At 68.3% G+C, this 20,248-nt stretch carries 15 protein-coding genes, 1 tRNA gene and 1 other RNA gene; 6 read left to right on the top strand and 11 right to left on the bottom strand.

Features of this window, described 5'->3' with window-relative positions; genetic code table 11:
- Positions 1–196 precede the first annotated feature (196 nt).
- Entirely contained in the window at positions 197–1,486 is a 1,290-nt protein-coding gene (locus tag E8P82_RS10990) for an aspartate kinase (protein ID WP_136454876.1), read from the bottom strand.
- 204 nt (positions 1,487–1,690) lie between these two features.
- Between E8P82_RS10990 and E8P82_RS10985 the strand changes: the two genes are divergently transcribed.
- Both E8P82_RS10985 and E8P82_RS10980 read left to right on the top strand, forming a co-directional pair.
- Positions 1,691–2,623 (top strand): ABC transporter ATP-binding protein, encoded by a 933-nt coding sequence (locus E8P82_RS10985; protein WP_136454874.1) that lies wholly within the window; start codon positions 1,691–1,693, stop codon positions 2,621–2,623.
- Positions 2,620–3,759, top strand: coding sequence for an ABC transporter permease (locus E8P82_RS10980; RefSeq protein WP_136454873.1), 1,140 nt, complete (start codon positions 2,620–2,622; stop codon positions 3,757–3,759). Before E8P82_RS10985 ends, E8P82_RS10980 begins: the two co-directional genes overlap by 4 nt.
- A gap of 40 nt (positions 3,760–3,799) precedes the next feature.
- On the opposite strand, the gene recR is transcribed toward E8P82_RS10980, so the two are convergent.
- The 4 genes from recR to ffs all read right to left on the bottom strand — a co-directional run bounded on the left by recR (position 3,800) and on the right by ffs (position 8,967).
- Positions 3,800–4,396, bottom strand: coding sequence for a recombination mediator RecR (gene recR / locus E8P82_RS10975; protein ID WP_136454871.1), 597 nt, complete (start codon positions 4,394–4,396; stop codon positions 3,800–3,802).
- 194 nt (positions 4,397–4,590) lie between these two features.
- Entirely contained in the window at positions 4,591–7,884 is a 3,294-nt protein-coding gene (locus E8P82_RS10970) for a DNA polymerase III subunit gamma and tau (RefSeq protein WP_136454869.1), read from the bottom strand.
- Entirely contained in the window at positions 7,881–8,825 is a 945-nt protein-coding gene (gene gluQRS, locus E8P82_RS10965; RefSeq protein WP_136455001.1) for a tRNA glutamyl-Q(34) synthetase GluQRS, read from the bottom strand. The genes E8P82_RS10970 and gluQRS overlap by 4 nt, the downstream gene beginning before the upstream one ends.
- 46 nt (positions 8,826–8,871) lie before the next feature.
- Positions 8,872–8,967: signal recognition particle sRNA small type (gene ffs / locus E8P82_RS10960), an RNA gene on the bottom strand.
- A gap of 108 nt (positions 8,968–9,075) precedes the next feature.
- Between ffs and E8P82_RS10955 the strand changes: the two genes are divergently transcribed.
- Positions 9,076–9,160: transfer RNA gene (locus tag E8P82_RS10955), tRNA-Ser, on the top strand.
- Positions 9,161–9,211: 51 nt separating this feature from the next.
- Here the strand turns inward: E8P82_RS10955 and E8P82_RS10950 are convergent.
- The gene (locus E8P82_RS10950; protein WP_136454868.1) at positions 9,212–10,120 is read right to left on the bottom strand and encodes an oxygenase MpaB family protein; all 909 of its coding nucleotides are present in this window, start codon (positions 10,118–10,120) and stop codon (positions 9,212–9,214) included.
- A 169-nt stretch (positions 10,121–10,289) separates the two neighbouring features.
- A complete protein-coding gene (locus tag E8P82_RS10945; protein ID WP_246021272.1) occupies positions 10,290–11,243 on the bottom strand; it encodes a Cof-type HAD-IIB family hydrolase in 954 nt (317 codons plus the stop codon).
- Positions 11,244–11,428: 185 nt separating this feature from the next.
- On the opposite strand from E8P82_RS10945, the gene E8P82_RS10940 reads away from it, so the two are divergent.
- Both E8P82_RS10940 and E8P82_RS10935 read left to right on the top strand, forming a co-directional pair.
- Positions 11,429–12,349, top strand: coding sequence for a ribokinase (locus E8P82_RS10940; protein ID WP_136454866.1), 921 nt, complete (start codon positions 11,429–11,431; stop codon positions 12,347–12,349).
- Positions 12,350–12,463: 114 nt separating this feature from the next.
- On the top strand, positions 12,464–13,174 hold the full coding sequence (locus tag E8P82_RS10935) for a LytR C-terminal domain-containing protein (protein WP_136454864.1): 711 nt from the start codon (positions 12,464–12,466) through the stop codon (positions 13,172–13,174).
- A gap of 59 nt (positions 13,175–13,233) precedes the next feature.
- Here the strand turns inward: E8P82_RS10935 and aceB are convergent, their stop codons facing one another.
- Both aceB and aceA read right to left on the bottom strand, forming a co-directional pair.
- Positions 13,234–14,862, bottom strand: coding sequence for a malate synthase A (gene aceB, locus E8P82_RS10930; protein WP_136454998.1), 1,629 nt, complete (start codon positions 14,860–14,862; stop codon positions 13,234–13,236).
- Between the two features lie 93 nt (positions 14,863–14,955).
- On the bottom strand, positions 14,956–16,287 hold the full coding sequence (gene aceA / locus E8P82_RS10925; RefSeq protein WP_136454863.1) for an isocitrate lyase: 1,332 nt from the start codon (positions 16,285–16,287) through the stop codon (positions 14,956–14,958).
- 119 nt (positions 16,288–16,406) lie between these two features.
- On the opposite strand from aceA, the gene E8P82_RS10920 reads away from it, so the two are divergent.
- The gene (locus E8P82_RS10920) at positions 16,407–17,888 is read left to right on the top strand and encodes a helix-turn-helix domain-containing protein (RefSeq protein WP_136454861.1); all 1,482 of its coding nucleotides are present in this window, start codon (positions 16,407–16,409) and stop codon (positions 17,886–17,888) included.
- Between the two features lie 118 nt (positions 17,889–18,006).
- On the opposite strand, the gene thiD is transcribed toward E8P82_RS10920, so the two are convergent.
- Both thiD and tgt read right to left on the bottom strand, forming a co-directional pair.
- Positions 18,007–18,831: a bifunctional hydroxymethylpyrimidine kinase/phosphomethylpyrimidine kinase gene (gene thiD / locus E8P82_RS10915; RefSeq protein WP_136454859.1), complete on the bottom strand. Its 825-nt coding sequence runs from the start codon at positions 18,829–18,831 to the stop codon at positions 18,007–18,009.
- 152 nt (positions 18,832–18,983) lie between these two features.
- Positions 18,984–20,246: a tRNA guanosine(34) transglycosylase Tgt gene (gene tgt, locus E8P82_RS10910; RefSeq protein ID WP_136454858.1), complete on the bottom strand. Its 1,263-nt coding sequence runs from the start codon at positions 20,244–20,246 to the stop codon at positions 18,984–18,986.
- Positions 20,247–20,248: the final 2 nt, after the last annotated feature.

Genomic DNA, 20,248 nt, shown 5'->3' with positions numbered 1-20,248 from the left:
GCTCTCGCTCCCACTGCTGGGGCTGCGGGCGTGGGATCGGTCGTGGCGTCGGCGTCGATCCCACTGGTGGGCTTGCGGGGGTGGGATTGAGCTCTCGCTCCCACTGCTGGGGCCCCGTGAGTGGGATCGAGCTGGGTGCGAGCGGTGCAAGAGGTGCAGGAGGCGCAACCCCGCATGCGCCCGGGTCAGGGCAGGGTCAGCGCCCTGTGCCGGCGTGTACGACGGCGGGCGCGTCGCCGTCGAGCTCGAAGGCGGAGTGGACTGCCCGCACAGCGGTGTCGAGAGCCTCCGCCTCGGTGACCACGGAGATGCGGATCTCCGAGGTCGAGATCATGTCGACGTTCACCCCGGCGTCGGACAGTGCCTGGAAGAACCGGTAGGAGACCCCGGGGTTCGAGCGCATACCGGCACCGATGAGAGAGAGCTTGCCGATCCTCTCGTCGTAGTCCACCGACTCGAAACCGACGCGTTCCTGTGCCGAAGCCAGAGCGGCAAGAGCGGCGGACCCGTCGATCATGGGCAGGGTGAAGGAGATGTCGGTGCGGCCGGACCCGTGCGTCGAGATGTTCTGGACGATCATGTCGATGTTCGTATTGGCGCCCGCGACGATACCGAAGATCTCCGCGGCCTTGCCGGGGATGTCGGGAACTCCGACGACGGTGACCTTCGCTTCGGAGCGGTCGTGTGCAACGCCGGAAATGATGGGCTGTTCCAAGGGTTCTCCCTCGTCGATCGTGATCTGGTCGTCCGGCCCCGGAAGAACCCAGGTGCCCTCGTTGAGGGAGTAGGAGGAGCGGACATGGACGGGAACGCCGAAGCGTCGAGCGTACTCGACACAGCGCAGATGCAGGATCTTCGCTCCCGAGGCCGCCATCTCGAGCATCTCCTGGCTCGAAATGGTGTCGATCTTCTGTGCGGAGGCGACCACGCGCGGGTCCGCCGTGTAGACGCCGTCCACATCGGTGTAGATCTCGCAGACATCGGCTCCGAGCGCCGCAGCAAGGGCCACGGCGGTGGTGTCGGACCCGCCGCGACCGAGGGTCGTGATGTCGTTGCTGTCCCTGCTCATCCCCTGGAACCCGGCGACGATGGCGACGTCGCCCTTCTCTATCGCCGTCCGGATCCGGTGCGGGGAGACGGCGATGATGCGTGCCTTGCCGTGGATGGCATCGGTGATCATGCCGGCCTGGGAGCCCGTGAAGGACTGCGCCGAAGCGCCGACGCCGTTGATCGCCATGGCCAGCAACGCCATCGAGATCCGCTCCCCGGCGCTGAGGAGCATGTCCATCTCGCGCCCGCTCGACGACTCGGTTCCCACCTGGGCCGCCAGATCGAGGAGCTCGTCCGTGCTGTCACCCATGGCGGATACCACCACCACCACTTCGTGACCGGCGGCCTGCGTGTCCACGATGCGCCGTGCAACACGCTTGATCCCCTCGGCGTCGGAGACCGAGGACCCACCGAACTTCTGGACTATGAGGCTCATGCACTGACTCACTGATAGGGAACGACGGCGGGACCTTCGCGGCCGCCACGGACAGCAGGGGCCGCTCCGGTCCGGCGCCCGTGCCAGTGTACGGCGGCGTCGACACGCACCGGAAGTTCGCGTCGGATTGTGTACGGGCCATGCCGCTGAAAATGATGCGGGCGATCAGGGTTCAGGAACGCCGGCATCGCATACCCTCATACCATGACCGACGAAAACGGGGGAATCGTTGTCGAGGGAGTTGCACGGAGTTTCGGCTCCGTACAGGCCGTCCGCGATGTCGATTTCCAGGCTCCGCCCGGAGAAGTGACCGCGCTGATCGGACCCAACGGCTCCGGTAAGACCACCCTGATGCTCATCCTGGCAAGCCTGCTGGCCGCCGACAAGGGAACCGTCCGTGTAGCGGGGTTCGATCCCGCGGCCCAACCGTCCGAGGTCCGCAGTCGGGTGGGATGGATGCCGGACACGCTCGGCGTCTGGGAATCACTGACGGCACTCGAGGTGCTGAAGACACTGGGTGCCCTGTACGGGATGAGCGAGGCGGCACGTACCTCCCGTGCGGAGGAGCTGCTCGTCGCCGTCAGTCTCACCGAGTACGGGCGGCAGCCGGCCCGTGTCCTCTCGCGGGGTCAGCAGCAGCGGCTCAGCCTCGCCCGTGCACTGATCCACGACCCGGCGGTGCTGTTGCTGGACGAACCGGCGTCGGGCCTGGACCCGGGGTCACGTGTGGAACTGAGGTCGCTCCTGCGTTCGCTGGCAGCCCAGGGCAAGACCGTCGTCGTCTCGAGCCATGTTCTCTCCGAGCTCGACGAGATCGCGGACCGCGCCGTGTTCGTCAACCGTGGGCGGTCGGTGAAGAATCAGACCCTCGACGAGGCCGGAACCCAGACCAGGCGTTACTACGTCCGCGCGGAGCCGATGTCCGCGCTCGCAGCGGCGCTGGGCAGCTACGGGGTGAGCTTCGAGACGCGCGGGGATTCCCGACGCGAGGAGTTCCTCATCCAGCTCGGAAGCACGGCAGAGGCAGCGTGGCTCCTGCGCACGCTGGTGCTCGGCGAGGTGGTCATCACGGCTTTCGCCCCCGCGGGAGGCGCACTCGAGGAAACCTACATGAGCCTGGATACGGACAGACTATGAGCACGGTGACCGAACCATCGACGCCGCAGCCGGTCCGGGCAGCCACCCGGCTGTCCCACGGGGCGGCGGTCCGAAGCGTCTTCTCGCTCGAGATGAGGCAGCGCCTGCGAGGCAGGGCCTGGTACTGGATGCTCGGTATCTGGTTCGTCGTCATCGGTGTCATCTTCGTGCTCGGGCTCGGGACGCTCGACCCTGCGGGCAACGAGGGCGGGATCCTGTTCGATCTCATCGTCGGTTTCGTCCTGTTCTTCGGGTTGCTCGTAGCTCCCGGCCTCTCGGCCAACGCCGTCAACGGAGACCGTGCCGGTGGAACACTGGCCATCCTGCAGGTGACACTCCTGAGTCCGGGCCAACTGCTCCTGGGCAAATGGCTGGCGTCCTGGGTGGGATCCCTCGCATTCCTCGTCCTCAGCGCCCCGTTCATCTTCTGGGCCCTGACCCTCGGCGGAGTGGACGTGTCCGAAGCCCTCGTCTCCCTGCTCATGCTCGCCGTCGAGCTCGGAGTTCTCTGCGCCATCGGCGTCGGCATCTCCGCACTCGCTGACAGGCCACTGTTCTCGATCGTCAGCACCTACATGGTGGTGGCGCTGCTCACGGTCGGGACGCTGATCGTCTTCGGTCTGAGCAGTGCGCTGGTGACGGAGGAGGAGACGACGACGACGTCGTACTACGACTATCCCCAGTCCGCCTTCCAGGACGACGGGATGATCGACCCGGACGCAGAACGCGAGTGCACCACCCAGACCTACGTGGCACCGGTGGTCCACACGGAGTACATTGCCTGGCTCCTCGCGGCGAACCCTTTCGTGGTGGTGGCCGATGCTGTGCCGTACGACCTGCCGGACCCCTCAACGTTCGACGACGAACCGGACTCCTTCGGGTACGTGGGGAACTACTACTCACCCGGCGTCATGGAGATGGCGAGCCAGCTCGTGCGTGCTGCGCAGGAAGGACCGGACCTGGACGTCACGTGCGAGGAAGCCGAGGCAGCCTTCATGCCGATTTCCCAGCAGACCCCCATCTGGCCGTTGGGGCTCGGCATCCAGGTAGTCCTCGCCGGTGTGCTCCTGCTGGTCGGGCGACGCCGGCTCACCATGCCGGCGAGGCGCCTGGCCAGGGGCACGCGGATCGCCTAGCGTCCGGTGGTACCGGGCATGACCGCCTGCCAGCCGGTTGTCACGTCATCGCCCGACGGCCCTCGAAAGCGCGCCCGAGGGTCACCTCGTCCGCGTATTCGAGGTCCCCGCCCACCGGTAGCCCGGAGGCGAGTCGGGTCACCGGGATCCCGATGGTCTTGAGCATGCGCACGAGGTAGGTCGCCGTCGCTTCACCCTCGAGATTGGGATCGGTGGCGATGATGATCTCCTGGACCTGCTCGTCCGAGAGGCGTGCGAGTAGTTCGCGGATACGCAGTTGATCCGGTCCCACTCCGGCGATCGGATTGATGGCTCCGCCGAGCACGTGGTATCTACCGCGGAAGGAGCGGGTGCGTTCGACGGCGATCACGTCCTTGGACTCCTCGACGACGCAGATCATGCTCGGGTCGCGGCGAGGGTCCCTGCAGATGGCGCAGCGTTCCTGCTCCGCGACATTGCCGCAGACGATGCAGAACTTCACCCGATCCTTCACCGTGGTGATGGCGGTGACGAGCCTGGCCATGTCCTCGCCGTCCGCCTCGAGGATGTGGAATGCGAGGCGCTGGGCAGACTTCGGCCCCACCCCTGGCAGGCGTCCGAGCTCGTCGATCAGCTCCTGGACTGCGCCTTCGTACACGGTGCTCCCTCTTCTACGGTGGTGTAGGTGTCCTGGTCCTGTGCCGGTTCCCGGCCTGCTGCCTGGTCGCCCCGCGCACGAACAGCTACGTGAATGATGCCCCGCCTCCATTGTCCGCCCTGCTGGGGACACCGCTGGTCCGGAGCGGCGCGGTTATGCCACGAGCGTCGGACGGCGGGATGGAGCATACGTTTCTACTGGTTGTCGTGCGCCCGCTCCTCGATCAGACGCCCGTTCAGGATCCGCTCGATCGCAGCACGTCCTACCAATCCGGACTCCTCGAGGGTCTCATCGTCGGCGCTGGGTTCGTCCTCGACGAAGCGGGGGCCGACGGCGCTTCCCGTCGCGGCCGTGTCCTCTGCCACGTTGCGCTGGGCCTGGTCGAGCAACTGCTGATAGCGGCTGACCGGTTTATGACCAACGGAGCCAGGGCGCTCCTGCTGGGCCGCACCGTTCGACACGTGTCGCTCCGGCGCAGGAGACACCGGCGGACTCCACACGACGGAGCGGGAGTCATGGCCCGCGGACACCGGTTGATCACCGGGTGCCAAGGCTGGCGCTTCACGCCCGGTCCGCCGCTCGCCACCGGGCGCGCCGGGGCGGCCCTCGAACGGATCATCCGGTACGGAACCCCATTCGGCCCCGGGATCGAAGGCCTCCTCGGGGGGCTCGACGAGCGCCCATGAGTCATCGGCCGTGGTCGGATCCCATGCACTGACCGGTTGCTCGACTGATCCTGTCGCTTTGCGCGCTCCTGCATCGCCAACGCCGCGGGGGCCATCATCCGAGCTCTGTGAGGACGGGGTTCTGAGCTCCTCCGAGCTGCTGCCCTCGGAAGACCCGCTGCCCTCGGAAGACCTGGGGCGCGGGTCAGCAGACTGATTCGCGCGCCCGACCGGTTCAGGAGGGGAGGGCTGCCGGCGGTGGGAAGGTCCGGTCGTCGGGGCAGGACCCGGAGGGGAGGGCTGCCGGCGCTGCGCCGATTCGTCCGTCGAGGAAACGTCCGGACGGAGTGGTTGTTGACGCTGCGCACCCTCGGCAGCGCCGGCGTCGTCCTGGCGGACCGGCTGCCGCTGCTGCCCGGCATCGGGCACGGAGGCTGTGCTCGGGCGCCGTGCTGACGGCGTCGCTGCAGGGCGCTGGTTACTGGTTGAGGCCGGCGGGCCGGCTGGTGCTTTTGGGTCTGCCCCACCTGCTCCGCCGGGATCGTGCACTACCTCGATCGAACAGGTGAGGCCCAGAACCTTGTGGATGGCCTGTCTCACGTTGTCCATGTGCGGTCCGCGCTGGAACCCGATGGCGTTGCCCTGGTTCGCAAAGGCGAGAACCAGGCGGTTGCCGTCGAAGGAGCGTGGCGCCGCCGAGACATTCACGATCAGCCAGGTGGCACGCTTGATCCCCGCAACCTCGTCCATGATCTCCGGCCAGGCGCGGCGGATCATCTCGATGTTCTCGCTCGAGGCATGCCCCTGTCTGGGCGGCGTCCCCGGAGCCGGTGCGGCCTGCTGCTGTGATTCCGGGCTCGGCGTGGTCTGCGGAGGTGCTGCTCCCTGGGGGGAGGGACGTCGTTCCCCGGGCGCGGAGGACCGGGCTACCGGATTGCCCGAGCGTGGGGCCGACCTGTCGGACTCGGACGGCGCGGGAACATGATCCGAGACGGGGGTATCCTGCTGGGCGGCCCGGTGCTCTCGGGCGGCGGGCGCTTCGGCGTCGCCGGACGATCGATCCGAGCCGCGGGGCACAGCGTGTGCGGATTCAGGGACATCGGTCCGGTCTGCGCCGGAGGGTCCGGATGTCGGGCCGGGGTGGTCCGAGCCGGAAGAGCCGTCCGACGGGGGTGCCACGGGATCGCTGGAAGCGTCAGTCACCTCGGACGGGGTGTGCGCATTGCCGACTTCGGTGGCCCGGTCGCTGCCGGAAGGGTCACCTGCCGTCGACGCCCCAGCAGGACGGTCCGCATCGGAGCGTCCTGCCGCACCAGCGGCCGTATCGCCGTCGGCGGGCGCCGCGGGACGGTCCGCGCCCGAGGACGCCTGTCCGGAGAATCCGGCATCGGTGGAGACTCCCCAGCTCGCACCCCAGTCTGCCGATGCGTCGGCCGGCGTGGGTGAGCCGGTCCGTGCAGCAGAGGGCACGGCGGGAGCATGCGGGTCCGGGGTGGATGTGGGCAGGGACCACTGGGCGGCGGCCTCCTCGGCGTTCCGGGGCACGCCGTCGAGCCGGGACCGTTCCGCAGGCCGCACGGTCCCCTCCGGCGCGGAGGCCGGCTCGGCTCCCGGGTCGACGACGCCGTCGGCGACGGAATCGACGGCCGGAGCCCCACCGGCGTACTCGAGCCGGCGCTCGATCCGGTCCACGCGGGCCAGGGTTCCCCGCACCGAGGCATCAGACGCCGGCAGGAGCAGCCGGGCGCACAGCAGTTCGAGGTGCAGCCGCGGCGAGGTGGCACCGGTCATCTCGGTCAGGGCGGTGTTCGTGACGTCGGCGGCGCGCGAGAGTTCACCGGCGCCGAGCTGGTTGGCCTGGGTGCGCATGCGGTTCAGCTGGTCGTCGGGGACCCCGCGGAGGATCGACGCGGCGCCCTCGGGCACGGCGTTGATGACGATCAGGTCGCGGAAGCGCTCGAGCAGATCCTCCACGAACCGGCGCGGATCATGTCCGGTCTGGATGACGCGATCGACGGCGTTGAAGACCGTCCCGGCGTCACCGGCGGCCATGGAGTCGACGACGTCGTCCAGGAGTGCCGCGTGCGTGTACCCGAGGAGGGAGACGGCGAGCTCGTAGTCGAGCCCGTTCTCGCCGGCGCCGGCCATGAGCTGATCGAGCACGGAGAGCGAGTCGCGGACCGAACCGCCTCCGGCCCGGACGACGAGCGAGAGCACCCCGGGCGCCACCGGCACGTTCTCCTGCCGGCAGAGCAGATCGAGGTAGGCCATGAGCGGTTCGGGGGGCACCAGGCGGAACGGGTAGTGGTGCGTGCGCGAGCGGATGGTCCCGATCACCTTGTCGGGCTCGGTGGTCGCGAAGATGAAGAGGATGTGCTCCGGCGGCTCCTCCACGATCTTCAGCAGCGCGTTGAAGCCTGCGGACGTGACCATGTGGGCCTCGTCGATGATGAAGATCTTGAAGCGGTCGCGCACCGGGGCGAAGGTGGCGCGCTCGCGGAGATCACGCGCGTCGTCGACGCCGCCGTGGCTGGCGGCGTCGATCTCGATGACGTCGAGCGTGCCGGAGCCGTCGCGGGCGAGCCCCACGCAGCTGTCGCAGACACCGCACGGGGTCGACGTCGGGCCCTGGGCGCAGTTCAGGCAGCGGGCGAGGATACGGGCCGACGTCGTCTTGCCGCACCCGCGCGGCCCGGAGAACAGGTAGGCGTGGTTGATGCGATCCTTGTCGATGGCAGCCATCAGGGGATCGGTGACGTGCTCCTGACCGATGACGTCCGCGAAGGTCTCGGGACGATAACGACGGTAGAGGGCTGTACTCACGGATGAACCTTATCGGTTGAGGCTGATTGTTGGGGTGCTGCGTCCAGGATGGTGGACAATAGCTTCTCCGGGTCCACGATCCAGGGATCGCGCGGCACCAGAGTCGGTTCGAAGGCCTCGAGCGCCGCGGCCAGGGAGCTGCCGGGAAGACCGAGGGAGCGCAGGATCACCGCCAGCACGGTCGACGGCGGGTGGCCCAGATCGGCGAGGTCCTCCAGCGTCACAGCGCCGTCACGCTTCGCCAGACGCCGTCCCTGCGGAGCGAGCGCGAGGGGCACATGGGCATAGGTGGGGATCGGAAGTCCGAGCAGCGACGCCAGGTACGCCTGGCGAGGAGCTGATGCGAGCAGGTCATCACCCCGCACCACCTGATCGATGCCCTGGGCGGCATCGTCCACGACGACGGCGAGATTGTAGGAGATCACGCCGTCGTTGCGTCGCAGCACGACGTCGTCGACCGGCGCCCGGAAGCGCCCTGCCAGTACGTCGTCCACGGCCCAGGTCTCGACGGCGGCGCGCAGGCGGAGGGCGGGTGGCCGCTCTGCCCGCCGTCGTGCTCTCTCGCCGTCGCTCAGATTGCGGCACGTGCCGGGGTAGAGACCGGGGTCCGCGTGGGGGGCAGCTGCGGCCTCGGCAATGTCGCGGCGGGTGCAGAAGCACTCGTACACCAGGTCCTGACTCTGCATCTGCTCCAGGGCACGGTCGTAGCGGTCGGCCTGCTCGCTCTGGCGGATGACCGGGGAGTCGGAGGTCAGTCCCAGCGCAGCGAGCTCGGTCAGCTGGATCGCCTCGGCTCCGGCGCGCACGCGGTCGAGGTCCTCGACCCGGATGAGGAAGCGTCGATCGGTCGATCGGGCGAAGAGCCAGGCGAGGACGGCGGTGCGCAGATTGCCGACGTGGAGCGGGCCGGAGGGGCTCGGCGCGAACCGGCCGGCGCCCATCTCTGTCACCGTTCGACCTCCTGTTGCCAGCCGTTGAAAGGGTTAAAGCGAAGACCCCTCATGCACCTGCCAGAGCCCGCTTACCCTTGCTACCTTCCGGTCCTGGGGGAGTTCACAGGGTGACACCACATGAGGGGCCGGGAAATAGTCTACACAGTCGCCCGCGCGGCCCTCGAATCGACCGGGAGTACCGGGGCGGTGATTCGGCAGGATCCGGTTGTACGGGTATTCTGGGAGCTGCTCCGAACGAGGAGGATTCGCCTAGCGGCCTATGGCGCACGCCTGGAACGCGTGTTGGGTTCACGCCCTCGGGGGTTCAAATCCCCCATCCTCCGCCGTAGCACCAGAGGAAGGACCCCGGCCATGCGGCCGGGGTCCTTCCTGTTTCACGCCGTCGTGGCGCCACGGAGCCGGCTGATCCGCTTCTTCGCAGCCGCCTCCGACGGGCTCTCCGGACCCAGACCCGACCGGATCACCCCGAGGACCAGTCGCACAGCCGTACGGATCGGCAAGGGGAACGGCCCGAGGGAGGGAACTGTGAGCCCGAGCATCTCGCGGTGCCTCGGCTCGAGGGTCGCAACGGCGCCCGCGAACAGGATCCGGTATCCGAGGCGCTGCGAGCGTGGGAGGGGCGGGTGGCGGATGTACGCCAGCGTCTCCTGTACCTGAGCGCTGTTCGTCAGCTCGCCGTCGAACGTTGCCAGCTGCTCCCTCAACCCGGCCTCCGACCGGGGCGGGTCGTCGAGCCCCATGAGCTCCCCGGCCGCCGCCCACTCGGCCACGTACGCATCCACTCCGCCGGGTATCGGCCCGCCATAGGCCTTATGAGCTGCCACGAAGGCGTCGGTGAAGGCCAGATGCACCCACCTGACGAGCTCGGGATCCGCTGCCGAGTAGGGTCTCCCCACACCACGGCTGTCCGTGTAGCTGCCGTTGACCCTGGTGTGCAGGCGCTGCACGAAGGCCGAGCCCTGCTGCGCCGCCACCTTCGACCCGTACGTCACCGTGAAGATCCACCGGATGGTGTTGGCGAGCCGGCCGAGCGGTTCCTCCCGGAAGCTCGAGTGCTCATGGACGCCGGCCATGGCGCCCGGATGCAGGGCCTGGAGCAGGAGCGCACGGATGCCCGCGACCGTCGGGGTCATCGAGCTGTGCACGGTCCATACTGCCGAGCCGAGAGGGAAGTAGCCGAGGTCGTCGCCTTCCCCGAACTCGAACTGCCACTGTGGAATGTCCGGATCGCCGCCGGTGAAGGTGGTGCGGAGCTGGAGCTTCCACCTGTCGATGATTCCCATCCGTTGACCGTCCTGTCCTCGGCCGTGCGGCCGGTCGATGCGCTGCCGAAACGGGTGGCGCCGGCCGTCGGGGCCTTCCCTGTTGTCCAACGTGCCTGCCCACCGCTTTGCTCCGGCGTCGGACCGCTGCTGGACCGGATGTGTTCCCGGTGTCGCTCGCGTCACTCGTTCAGCGCAGCGTGATGTCCCCGCTCGCCTCGGCACTCCACGAGAGCGCTGCGACGCACCGGGCGAGGAATGCCGCGCCTGCCTCCTCGTGGACGAGCGGACCCTCGGTGAGTACCTCGTACGGTTTGTCGGGGACGCCGTCGGCAGGGCGGACGTCCACGTGCGCGACGTCGAGCCCCTGTTCGTGCAGGTAGTCGGCCATGGCGTAGTCGGTGCGGGAGTCACCCACGGTCCGCCAGGTGCGGGGAAGCTCCATCAGCGGTGTCACCAGCTCGAGGGCACGCTCCGCCCCGAGGTCCTTGCCCACGCGCACCGATTCGATGTCTGTGGAGATGATGGTCGGATCTATGCGGTACCCGATCTCCCCCGTACTGTCGGGATCTTCGCGGTCCAGTCGCCGGGCGCCCATGTCGTGGCTGTGCATGACGTCGAACACGTCGAGGTCGAAGCGCAGCTGGCCCTCGAGGTAGTCGGCATTCGTTGCGTCCAGCGACTGCTCCACGGAGACCATGGACAGTTTCGTCTCGTCGAAGAACATGAGGTGCGCGTACTTCTCCTCCACGAGGTCGCGGATGTCGTCGGCGAAACTGGTGGGCAGCGCCAGCTCGCGGTCGACGAAGACTTCCCCGGCGCCGTCGGCGGTGAAGGAGAACCAGGTACCGCCCTTCTCGCAGATCGCGTGGAAGGTGACCCCTGCGGGGATGCCGACGGCGAGCATCGGCTCCATGACCTGCGTCCGGATGAAGTGGTCGGAGCGGCCCGTGTTGAAGACGATGGGCCAGCCCGCGGAGGCCAGAGTGAGGAGGTCCGAGATGATGCCGGGCGGCACCGTGCGCGTCACGGGACTGGCGATGGGGCCGTCGACGTCGAGGAGGAGTCCCTGAACGGGGTGGTCCCCGTCAGCAGGCAGGGCAAGGGCATCGGGCAGGAGATCGAGCGGGGCGTCCGTAGGCATGGTCCCAGTATGTTCCCGTCCGGCGGGAAGCTCCCATTTTGGGCGCCTGGAGCCTGGCACCTCCAGTTGTGAACGGCGCTCGGTGACCCGGAGCTGCGCAGAGATCTGCTCGATTCTTCGTCCAGCCTCTTCGAGATCGTCCCGAGGTTTCTATCGGTGACAAGTCGTCATGAGAGACTCGCGCCATGAGTACAGGACTGACCGGCATCGTCGTCGTCGGCTCCATCAATGCGGATCTGGTGGTCACGCTCGAGCGGCACCCGCAGCCCGGCGAGACCGTCTCCGGGCGATCATTGACCGTGCTGCCCGGCGGCAAGGGCGCCAATCAGGCAGTGGGCGCAGCGCTGCTGGGTGGCGATGTCACCATGGTCGGCGCCGTGGGATCGGACGACTACGCCGATACGGCGCTCTCGACGCTGAGAAGCGCCGGCGTCGACCTGCGGTCAGTCCGGACGGTGCCCGGATCGACGGGTATCGCCGTCGTAGAGGTCTCCGATGACGGTGAGAACACCATCGTGGTGCTTCCCGGAGCGAACGCCGAGGTCACTCCGGCGCAGGTGGACGCGACCACCGAGACCATCGCGGGTGCGGCCGTCGTCGTGGTGCAGGGTGAGCTGCCCGCGGGCACCACCACCGCCGCCATGCGCCTGGCCTCGGGGCGGGTGATCCTGAATCTGGCGCCGGTCATTCTCCTCGATCGTGATGCGCTCCTCCGGGCCGATCCGCTGGTGGTCAACGAACACGAGGGAGCGCTGGTCCTGGCCCAGCTCGGAGGCCCGGAAGCCACCGACCACCATGGTGTGGTGGAGGCACTGCGGAAGTGCGGACTGGCGTCGGTGGTCATGACGCTCGGTGGCGCTGGAGCGCTGGTGTCCGACGGCGGTCCCATCGCCATGGTGCCCGCCCCGCGCGTCGACGTCGTGGACACGACGGGTGCCGGCGATGCATTCGTCGGAGCGCTCGCGGCACGCCTTGCTGCGGGAGCCGCCCTCGAGGACGCCGTACGCTTCGCCGTGCAGGTGGGCTCCTACGCCGTCCAGCAACCCGGCGCCCAGCCCTCCTATCCAGGACTCGACGACGAGCTTCCCGCTCTGCCTGAGGAGTGAGCGTACGCCGGTGGCACGCGGCCACGAAAGGACGACGAGCCTGCGTTCCATTGATGCCGCCCATTATCTAGGCTGGGGCAGTGATCTCCAGAACCAGAATCGGCATCGTGCCCGATGAGTAGGCCTGAATCCCGGCGCAAGCAGCGGGCCCGGGCCAGACGCGACCCCAGGGAGTGGCATGGCCAGACCATCGTCACGGAGACCGATCTCAGCAGCACGTTCGAGACGGACGACGCCGCGGACCGACGGCGTACCTCCAGGCGCCGGATCCGCCACGGCGTGGTCCTCGTGGTTCTGGCAGGCCTGCTGGCGACAGCCGTCTACGTGGCCGTGGGCCTTGCCCGTGGAGACATCAGCTTCGACGCACTCGAGCCCTCTCCAAGGCCGTCCCCGACGTCGACCTGCCCTGCCGGGCCCTTCGAACTGCAGGATGCGAGCTCGATCACCGTCGACGTCTTCAACAGCACCACCATCGGCGGTCTTGCCGGCACAGCTGCGGAGCAATTGCGTGAGCGCGCCTTCGCTGTGCGCGAGATCGGCAACCAGGATGTGGGGCCAAGGGGCATGACGGCGCTCATCGTCGCAGGCGAGGGCGGCCGCGCCAATGCGTTCACCGTGCAGCGCGTCATTCCGGAGGCGATCTTCGTGCCGGACGAGCGCGAGGATCGTACGGTGGACGTCATCCTCGGGTCGGCATACGAGGGCCTCGTGGAACCGGACGCGGTCGACGCCACGCCTGCAGGGCTGTTCTGCGGCGGCGAGGAGACCCAGGCACCGACGCCCGGAGCGACGACGACGTCGGCACCCACGCCCACGGCGCCATAAGGGCTCCAACGCGGGAGGGGACGACGCCGACGGCGCCTTCCCCTCCCGGCGCGGGACGCCTATACCGGAGCCAGCTCCCTCCGGTCCCGCAGGTACTTCGAGTAGGCGGTCACGGTCAGGAACGCAGGGAACGTCTCGCTGAGGGCAACCTCCTCGAAGATCTCCCGGGCCGTGTCGAACTGGTCCCCGTCGAACCGCGTCAGGGCCGCGAACTCCTCGTCGAGCAGCTCGGTGACCCACTCCCGGGTGATGATCTCGCCGTCGTCCGTGATGGCGCTCGCGTTGATCCACTGCCAGATCTGCGACCGCGAGATCTCCGCGGTGGCGGCGTCCTCCATGAGATTGTTGATCGCCGCGGCACCCTGCCCGCGCAGCCATGACTCGATGTACCGGACGCCGATCTCCAGATTCTCCCGCACGCCCCGTTCCGTGATGGTGCCCGGGGTCGCGGCGACGTCGAGGAGCCCCCGAGCGTCCGGCTCGACGTCGTCGCGCCGGCGGTCGAGCTGATTGGGCCGGTCGCCCAACTTTGCGTCGAACACCTCCATGGCCACGGGGACGAGATCGGGGTGGGCCACCCACGAGCCGTCGAAGCCGTCGTCGGCCTCGCGGGACTTGTCCGCGCGGACCTTCTCGAGCGCGAGCGCATTGGCCTGTTCGTCGTGCCGGTTGGGGATGAACGCTGCCATGCCGCCGATCGCATGGGCGCCGCGTCGATGGCACGCACGCACGAGCTGCTCGGTGTAGGAGCGCATGAACGGCGCGGTCATGGTGACCGCGTTGCGGTCCGGCAGGATGAACCGCGGACCCCTGGTACGGAAGTTCTTGATCACGGAGAAGATGTAGTCCCAGCGGCCGGCGTTCAGCCCCGCGGCGTGATCGCGCAGTTCGTAGAGGATCTCCTCCATCTCGAAGGCCGCCGTGATGGTCTCGATGAGAACGGTGGCGCGGATGGTGCCCTGCGGGATACCGAGCAGCTGCTGCGCCTGGACGAAGATGTCGTTCCACAGCCGTGCCTCGAGGTGGTTCTCGATCTTCGGCAGGTAGAAGTAGGGGCCACGTCCCTGCTCGATGAGCGTGCGCGCGTTGTGGAAGAAGTACAGCGCGAAGTCGAGCAGGCCACCGGCCACGGCCACGTCCTGGATGAGGACGTGTTTCTCCGACAGGTGCCAGCCTCGGGGGCGGACCACGATGGTGGGCAGCTCGGCGGCATCGCCCCGGACCCGGTACTCCTTGCCCTCCGGGGAGGTGAAGTCGATCCGGCCCGCGAGGGCGTCCTTCAGGTTCAGCTGCCCGTTGATCACGTTGGACCACGACGGCGTCGAGGAGTCCTCCATGTCCGCGAGCCAGACCTTCGCCCCCGAGTTCAATGCGTTGATGGTCATCTTGCGGTCCACGGGGCCGGTGATCTCGACCCGGCGGTCCTCGAGGCCGGGCGCCGTCGGGGCCACCCGCCAGGAGGCGTCGTCGCGCACGTGGCGCGTCTCGGGCAGGAACTGAGGATCGATCCCTGCGGCGACGGCCTTGCGCTGGCGGCACCGGTTGTGGAGGAGTTCCTCGCGGCGCTTGTGGGTGGCCTTGTGGAGTGCCCTGACGAAGTCGAGTGCCTCGCGGGTCAGGATCTCAGCCTGCCGTGGCACCGGCAGGGCGGTCAGAGTGATGCCGTTCAGGGTGTACTGGCCGTTCATGGTGTGCTCCTTGAGGTAGGGGCCGCCGAGATGGCAGATATGACCGGTCACGAGGTGCCGCGCGGTCATATCCGCCATCTCGGCGGGAAGGATCTAGTGGAACTGCTGGGTCTCGGTGGACCCGGCGAGGGCGAGCGTGCTGCCGGCGGGATTGAGCGCCGTGGCCACCTGGTCGAAGTAGCCGGTGCCGACCTCGCGCTGGTGCCGCGTGGCGGTGTAGCCGCGGTCCTCGGCGGCGAACTCGCGCTCCTGCAGGTCCACGTAGGCGCTCATGCCGTCCCGGGCGTAGCCGTGGGCCAGATCGAACATGGAGTAGTTGAGCGCGTGGAAGCCGGCGAGGGTGATGAACTGGAACGTGAAGCCCATGGCACCGAGCTCGCGCTGGAACGTGGCGATCGTGGCGTCATCGAGGTGCTTGCGCCAGTTGAACGACGGCGAGCAGTTGTAGGCGAGCATCTGGTCGGGGAACTCCGACTTGATGCCTTCGGCGAACCTGCGGGCGAGGTCGAGATCGGGGGTGCCGGTCTCCATCCAGAGCAGATCAGCGTAGGGGGCGTAGGCCCTGCCACGGGCGATGCAGGCCTCGAGGCCGTTGCGCACGTGGTAGAAGCCTTCAGGCGTGCGCTCGCCGGTGACGAAGGGCTGGTCACGCTCGTCGACGTCGGAGGTGATCAGCGTCGCTGCCTCGGCGTCGGTGCGGGCAACGATCACCGACGGCGTCCCGGCGACGTCGGCCGCGAGCCGGGCCGCGTTGAGCGTGCGCACGTGCTGCTGCGTCGGGATCAGCACCTTGCCGCCGAGGTGCCCGCACTTCTTCTCCGAGGCGAGCTGATCCTCCCAGTGGACGCCGGCGGCCCCCGCCTGGATCATCGACTTCATCAGCTCGTAGGCGTTCAGCGGTCCGCCGAAGCCCGCCTCGGCGTCGGCGACGATCGGGACGAGCCAGTCCTGGACCGTGGACGTACCCTCCGCCCACTCGATCTGGTCGGCACGCAGCAGCGCGTTGTTGATCCGGCGTACCACGGTGGGTACCGAGTTCGCGGGATACAGCGACTGGTCCGGGTAGGTGTGCCCGGCGTTGTTCGCATCCGCGGCCACCTGCCAGCCGGAGAGGTAGATGGCCCGCAGTCCGGCCTTGACCTGCTGTACGGCCTGGTTGCCGGTGAGGGCGCCGAGGGCGTTCGTGTAGCCGCCGGATCCCGCCTCGTCGGTCAGCTGGTTCCACAGCTTCTCCGCTCCCCGCCGGGCGAGGGTGTGCTCCTCCTGGACACTGCCGCGCAGGCGGACGACGTCGGCTGCCGAGTAGTCGCGTGCCACGCCGTCCCAGCGTGGATCGGCCGACCATTCGAGCTCCAGCTCGCGGGCTGCAGCCGTGAGCTGCTCCTGCTGATCACCGGTGGAGGGGGTGTTCGGTTCGTGGGTCATGGCTGTCTCCTTCGTGACGGATGCTGCGAGTGGTGTGGAATCAACGCTCCATTGCTTTTCCACCGCCTTCCAGAGCGAAATGCTGGAAAGAAACGCACTTCTTCGTCTATCGTCAAGAAATGACGACTCCCGCCTGGAACCGGACACCTGCCGCTTCGCCTCCGGCTCAGGACACCCCACTGGACCTGCTGAGTCTGGGACGACGCGTGCGTCACCTGCGGAAGGCGAAGGGGATGACGCTCGACGACCTGGGCGCCGCCGTCGGGACTGTCGCGTCCCAGCTCTCACTCATCGAGAACGGCAAACGGGAACCGAAGCTCGGTCTGCTGCAGGGTCTTGCCGGAGCGCTCGGCGTCCCGCTCGCCGAGCTGCTCGGTGCGGAACCGCCGTCGCGCCGTGCCGCCCTGGAGATCGAGCTGGAACGGGCGCAGCGCGGTCCGCTGTACGAATCGCTCGGTCTGCCGAAGGTCAGGCTCTCGTCGAGGCTGCCGATGGAGGTGCTGGAATCGCTCGTCGGGTTGCAGGGTGAGCTCGAGCGCCGGCTGAACGAGCAGGTGGCCACTCCGGAGGAGGCGCGGCGGGCCAACGCGGAACTGCGCCGTGAGATGCGGGAGCGCAACAACTACTTCCCGGAGATCGAGGCCCAGGCGCAGTCGGTGCTCGACGCCGTCGGGTACAGCGCCGGGCCCGTGTCACAGCATCTGATCGCCGACATGGCCGCGCACCTCGGGTTCTCGCTGCACCACGTGAACGATCTGCCGCACTCCACCCGGTCGGTCACGGATCTGAAGAATCGCCGGATCTATCTCACCCAGTCCCAGCGCTCCGATCACGATCCACGGTCGGTGCTGCTGCAGGCCCTCGGTCACTACGTGCTGGGGCACGACACGCCGGTGAGCTACGGCGACTTCCTCCGGCAGCGCGTGGCCACCAACTACTTCGCCGCGGCACTCCTGCTGCCTGAGAAGCCGGCCGTGGACTACCTCCGGCGCGCCAAGGCCGCGAAGGAGATCGCCGTGGAGGACATCCGCGACACCTTTGCCGTCTCCTACGAGACCGCCGCGCACCGCTTCACGAATCTGGCCACCGAGCACCTGGATATCCGCACGCACTTCCAGAAGACCCACAAGAGCGGGATCATCTACAAGGCCTACGAGAACGACGGCGTCACGTTCCCGCAGGACCACACCGGCGCCATCGAGGGACAGCCGTCGTGCCGTCGCTGGACCTCGCGCGTGGTGTTCGACGTGCCGGACAAGTTCAGGGCCTACAACCAGTACACCGATACCCCGAGCGGCACCTACTGGTGCACGGCCCGGACCGAGCGGGCCGCCAGCGGCGAGTTCTCGCTCAGCATCGGGGTGCCGTACGCGCAGGTGAAGTGGTTCCGCGGGCGGGACACGGACATCCGCGGGAAGTCCTCCTGCCCGGACGAGTCCTGCTGCCGACGCCCGCCGTCGGAGCTGGCACGGGAATGGGCCGGACACGCCTGGCCGAGTGCCCGCGCCCACTCGCACCTGCTCGCAGCCATGCCGCCGGGCGCCTTCCCGGGCGTCGACGAGACCGAGGTGTACGCGTTCCTGGCGGCGCACTCGGGCTAAATTATCTCAGGCGCCGCCTTTCCGAGCGGTGAACAACGACGCCGACCGGTAGCGCGTCGGCCGGCACAGCAGCCGCAACCCGGGGGACGACGCCGACCGACGCCGTTGCCCGCCCGTGTCAGTCCGAGGAGCGTGCCCCGCCCTGGCGGACGGCGTCGAACGGTGCGTTCGAGGTGACGCGGTTCCGGATGCCCTCGGTGACGAACTCCTTCGCCGTGCGTGCGGCGTCGAGCGGCGTGGCGCCCTTCGCCAGCTCCGCGGCGACCGCGGCGGCCAGGGTGCAGCCGGCGCCGCTGACGGCGACGTCGCCGATCTTCGGGGTGGACAGCACCTCGAGGGTCTCGCCGTCGAAGTAGACGTCGACGGCGTCCGGGCCCTCGATGCGTACGCCGCCCTTGGCGAGGACGACGGCGCCGCTCTTGCGGTGGATGATGCGCGCCGCCTCCTTCAGGTCCTCGAGGGTCCTGATGCTGATGCCCGAGAGCGACTCCGCCTCGAAATGATTGGGCGTGACGAAGGTCGCCAGCGGCAGGATCTTCGCCGTGAGCGCCTGGTCGGTGTCGAGCGCGGCACCGGGCTCCTGTCCCTTGCAGATCAGTACCGGGTCGAGGACCACGTTGTCCCATTCCTGACTCTTGAGCGACGTGGCCACGGTGTCGATGGTGGCGGGGGTGCCGAGCATGCCGAGCTTGACCGTGGTGAGCGGGTAGGTGGTCTGGATGGCCTCGAGCTGATCGGCGATGACCTGCTGATCTACCGGCACGAAGCGGTGCTGCCACTCGTTCGCCGGATCGAACGAGACGATGCAGGTCAGCGCCGTGATGCCGTAGACACCGAGTTCCTGGAAGGTGCGCAGATCGGCCTGGGCTCCGGCGCCGCCGGTGGCCTCAGATCCGGCGATGGTCAGGGTGACGGGAGGCGCGGATGACTGGGTGTTGGACATCCTCCTAGTCTGCCCGACCAGAGTCCGGCGCGGCCACCCGATTCCGCGAAGAAGCCGCTCGGGTGCAGTGGCACGTGCAGTGCCAGGAGCAGGGAGAGTAGGTCGCGGCAGGGACAACCCGGCCGACGTTGGCTCACCAGCGGCAGGCCCCGTCAGGCGTAGTAGCGCCCGAGGACCTCCGCCTTGAGGTCGTAGAAGGTGCCGTCGTCGATGGCTGCCCGGGCGTCGTCGACCATCCGTACCACGAAGCGCTCGTTGTGGATGGAGATCAGCGTTGCCGAGACCATCTCCTTGGCCTTGAAGAGGTGGTGGATGTAGGCGCGGGTGTAGTGCGTGCAGGTGTAGCAGTCGCAGCCTTCCACGAGCGGGGTGAAGTCGCGTCTGAACCGGGCGTTGGAGAGATTCCAGCGACCGTCCGGGGTATAGAACGCGGAGTTGCGGGCCACCCGGGTGGGGGAGACGCAGTCGAAGGTGTCGGCGCCGTTCTCGATGCCGGTGAACAGATCGTCCGGTTCGGAGATGCCGAGCAGGTGGCGGGGTCTGTCCTCGGGGAGCTCGTCGCTGCACCAGCCGAGGATGGTGCCCAGATTCTCCTTCTCGAGGGCGCCGCCGATCCCGAAGCCGTCGAAGTTCATGGCCCCGAGGTCGGCGGAGGCCTTGCGTCGCAGGTCCTCGTACTGGGCGCCCTGGATGACGCCGAAGAGCGCCTGATAGGGCCGGTGGCTGCGCTCGGTGGTGAGGCGCTCGTGCTCGGAGACGCAGCGCTGCGCCCACAGTCTGGTCCGTTCGAGCGATTCCTCCTGGTAGCCGCGCGAGTTCATGAGGGTGGTGAGCTCGTCGAAGGCGAACATGATGTCCGCGCCGAGCTGGTGCTGCACCTGCATGGAGATCTCGGGGGTGAACCGGTGGCGGTCGCCGTTGAGGTGCGACTTGAACCAGACGCCGTCGTCGTCGATGTGCGCCAGGCGCTCCTTCCCGACGGCGACGCGGTCGTCCGCCCCGGCCGTCTCGGCATCGACGGGGGCGTCCATGGCGATGACCTTCTTGAACCCGGAGCCCAGGCTCATGACCTGGAAGCCGCCGGAATCGGTGAACGTCGGGCCGGGCCAGTTCATGAAGGCGCCCAGGCCCCCGGCCTCGTCCAGGATGTCGGCGCCGGGCTGCAGATACAGGTGGTAGGCGTTGGCCAGCAGTGCCTGGGCTCCGAGATCCGCCATGGCCCCGGGGAGGACCGCCTTCACCGAGGCCTTCGTGCCCACCGGGATGAACGCCGGTGTGCTGATCTGCCCGTGCGGGGTGGTGATGGTGCCGGTACGTCCGTGCCGGAGTCCGCCGTTCCCGCCTCCCGGCGTCGTGTCCTCGAGGCGGGACTGGACGGAGAAGGCGAAGGACGACTGCTGGGACTGTGGATGCACCA

Source organism: Arthrobacter echini (assembly GCF_004803505.1).
Classification (GTDB): Bacteria; Actinomycetota; Actinomycetes; order Actinomycetales; family Micrococcaceae; genus Arthrobacter_D; species Arthrobacter_D echini.
This window is presented reverse-complemented; position numbering and strand designations above follow the sequence as displayed.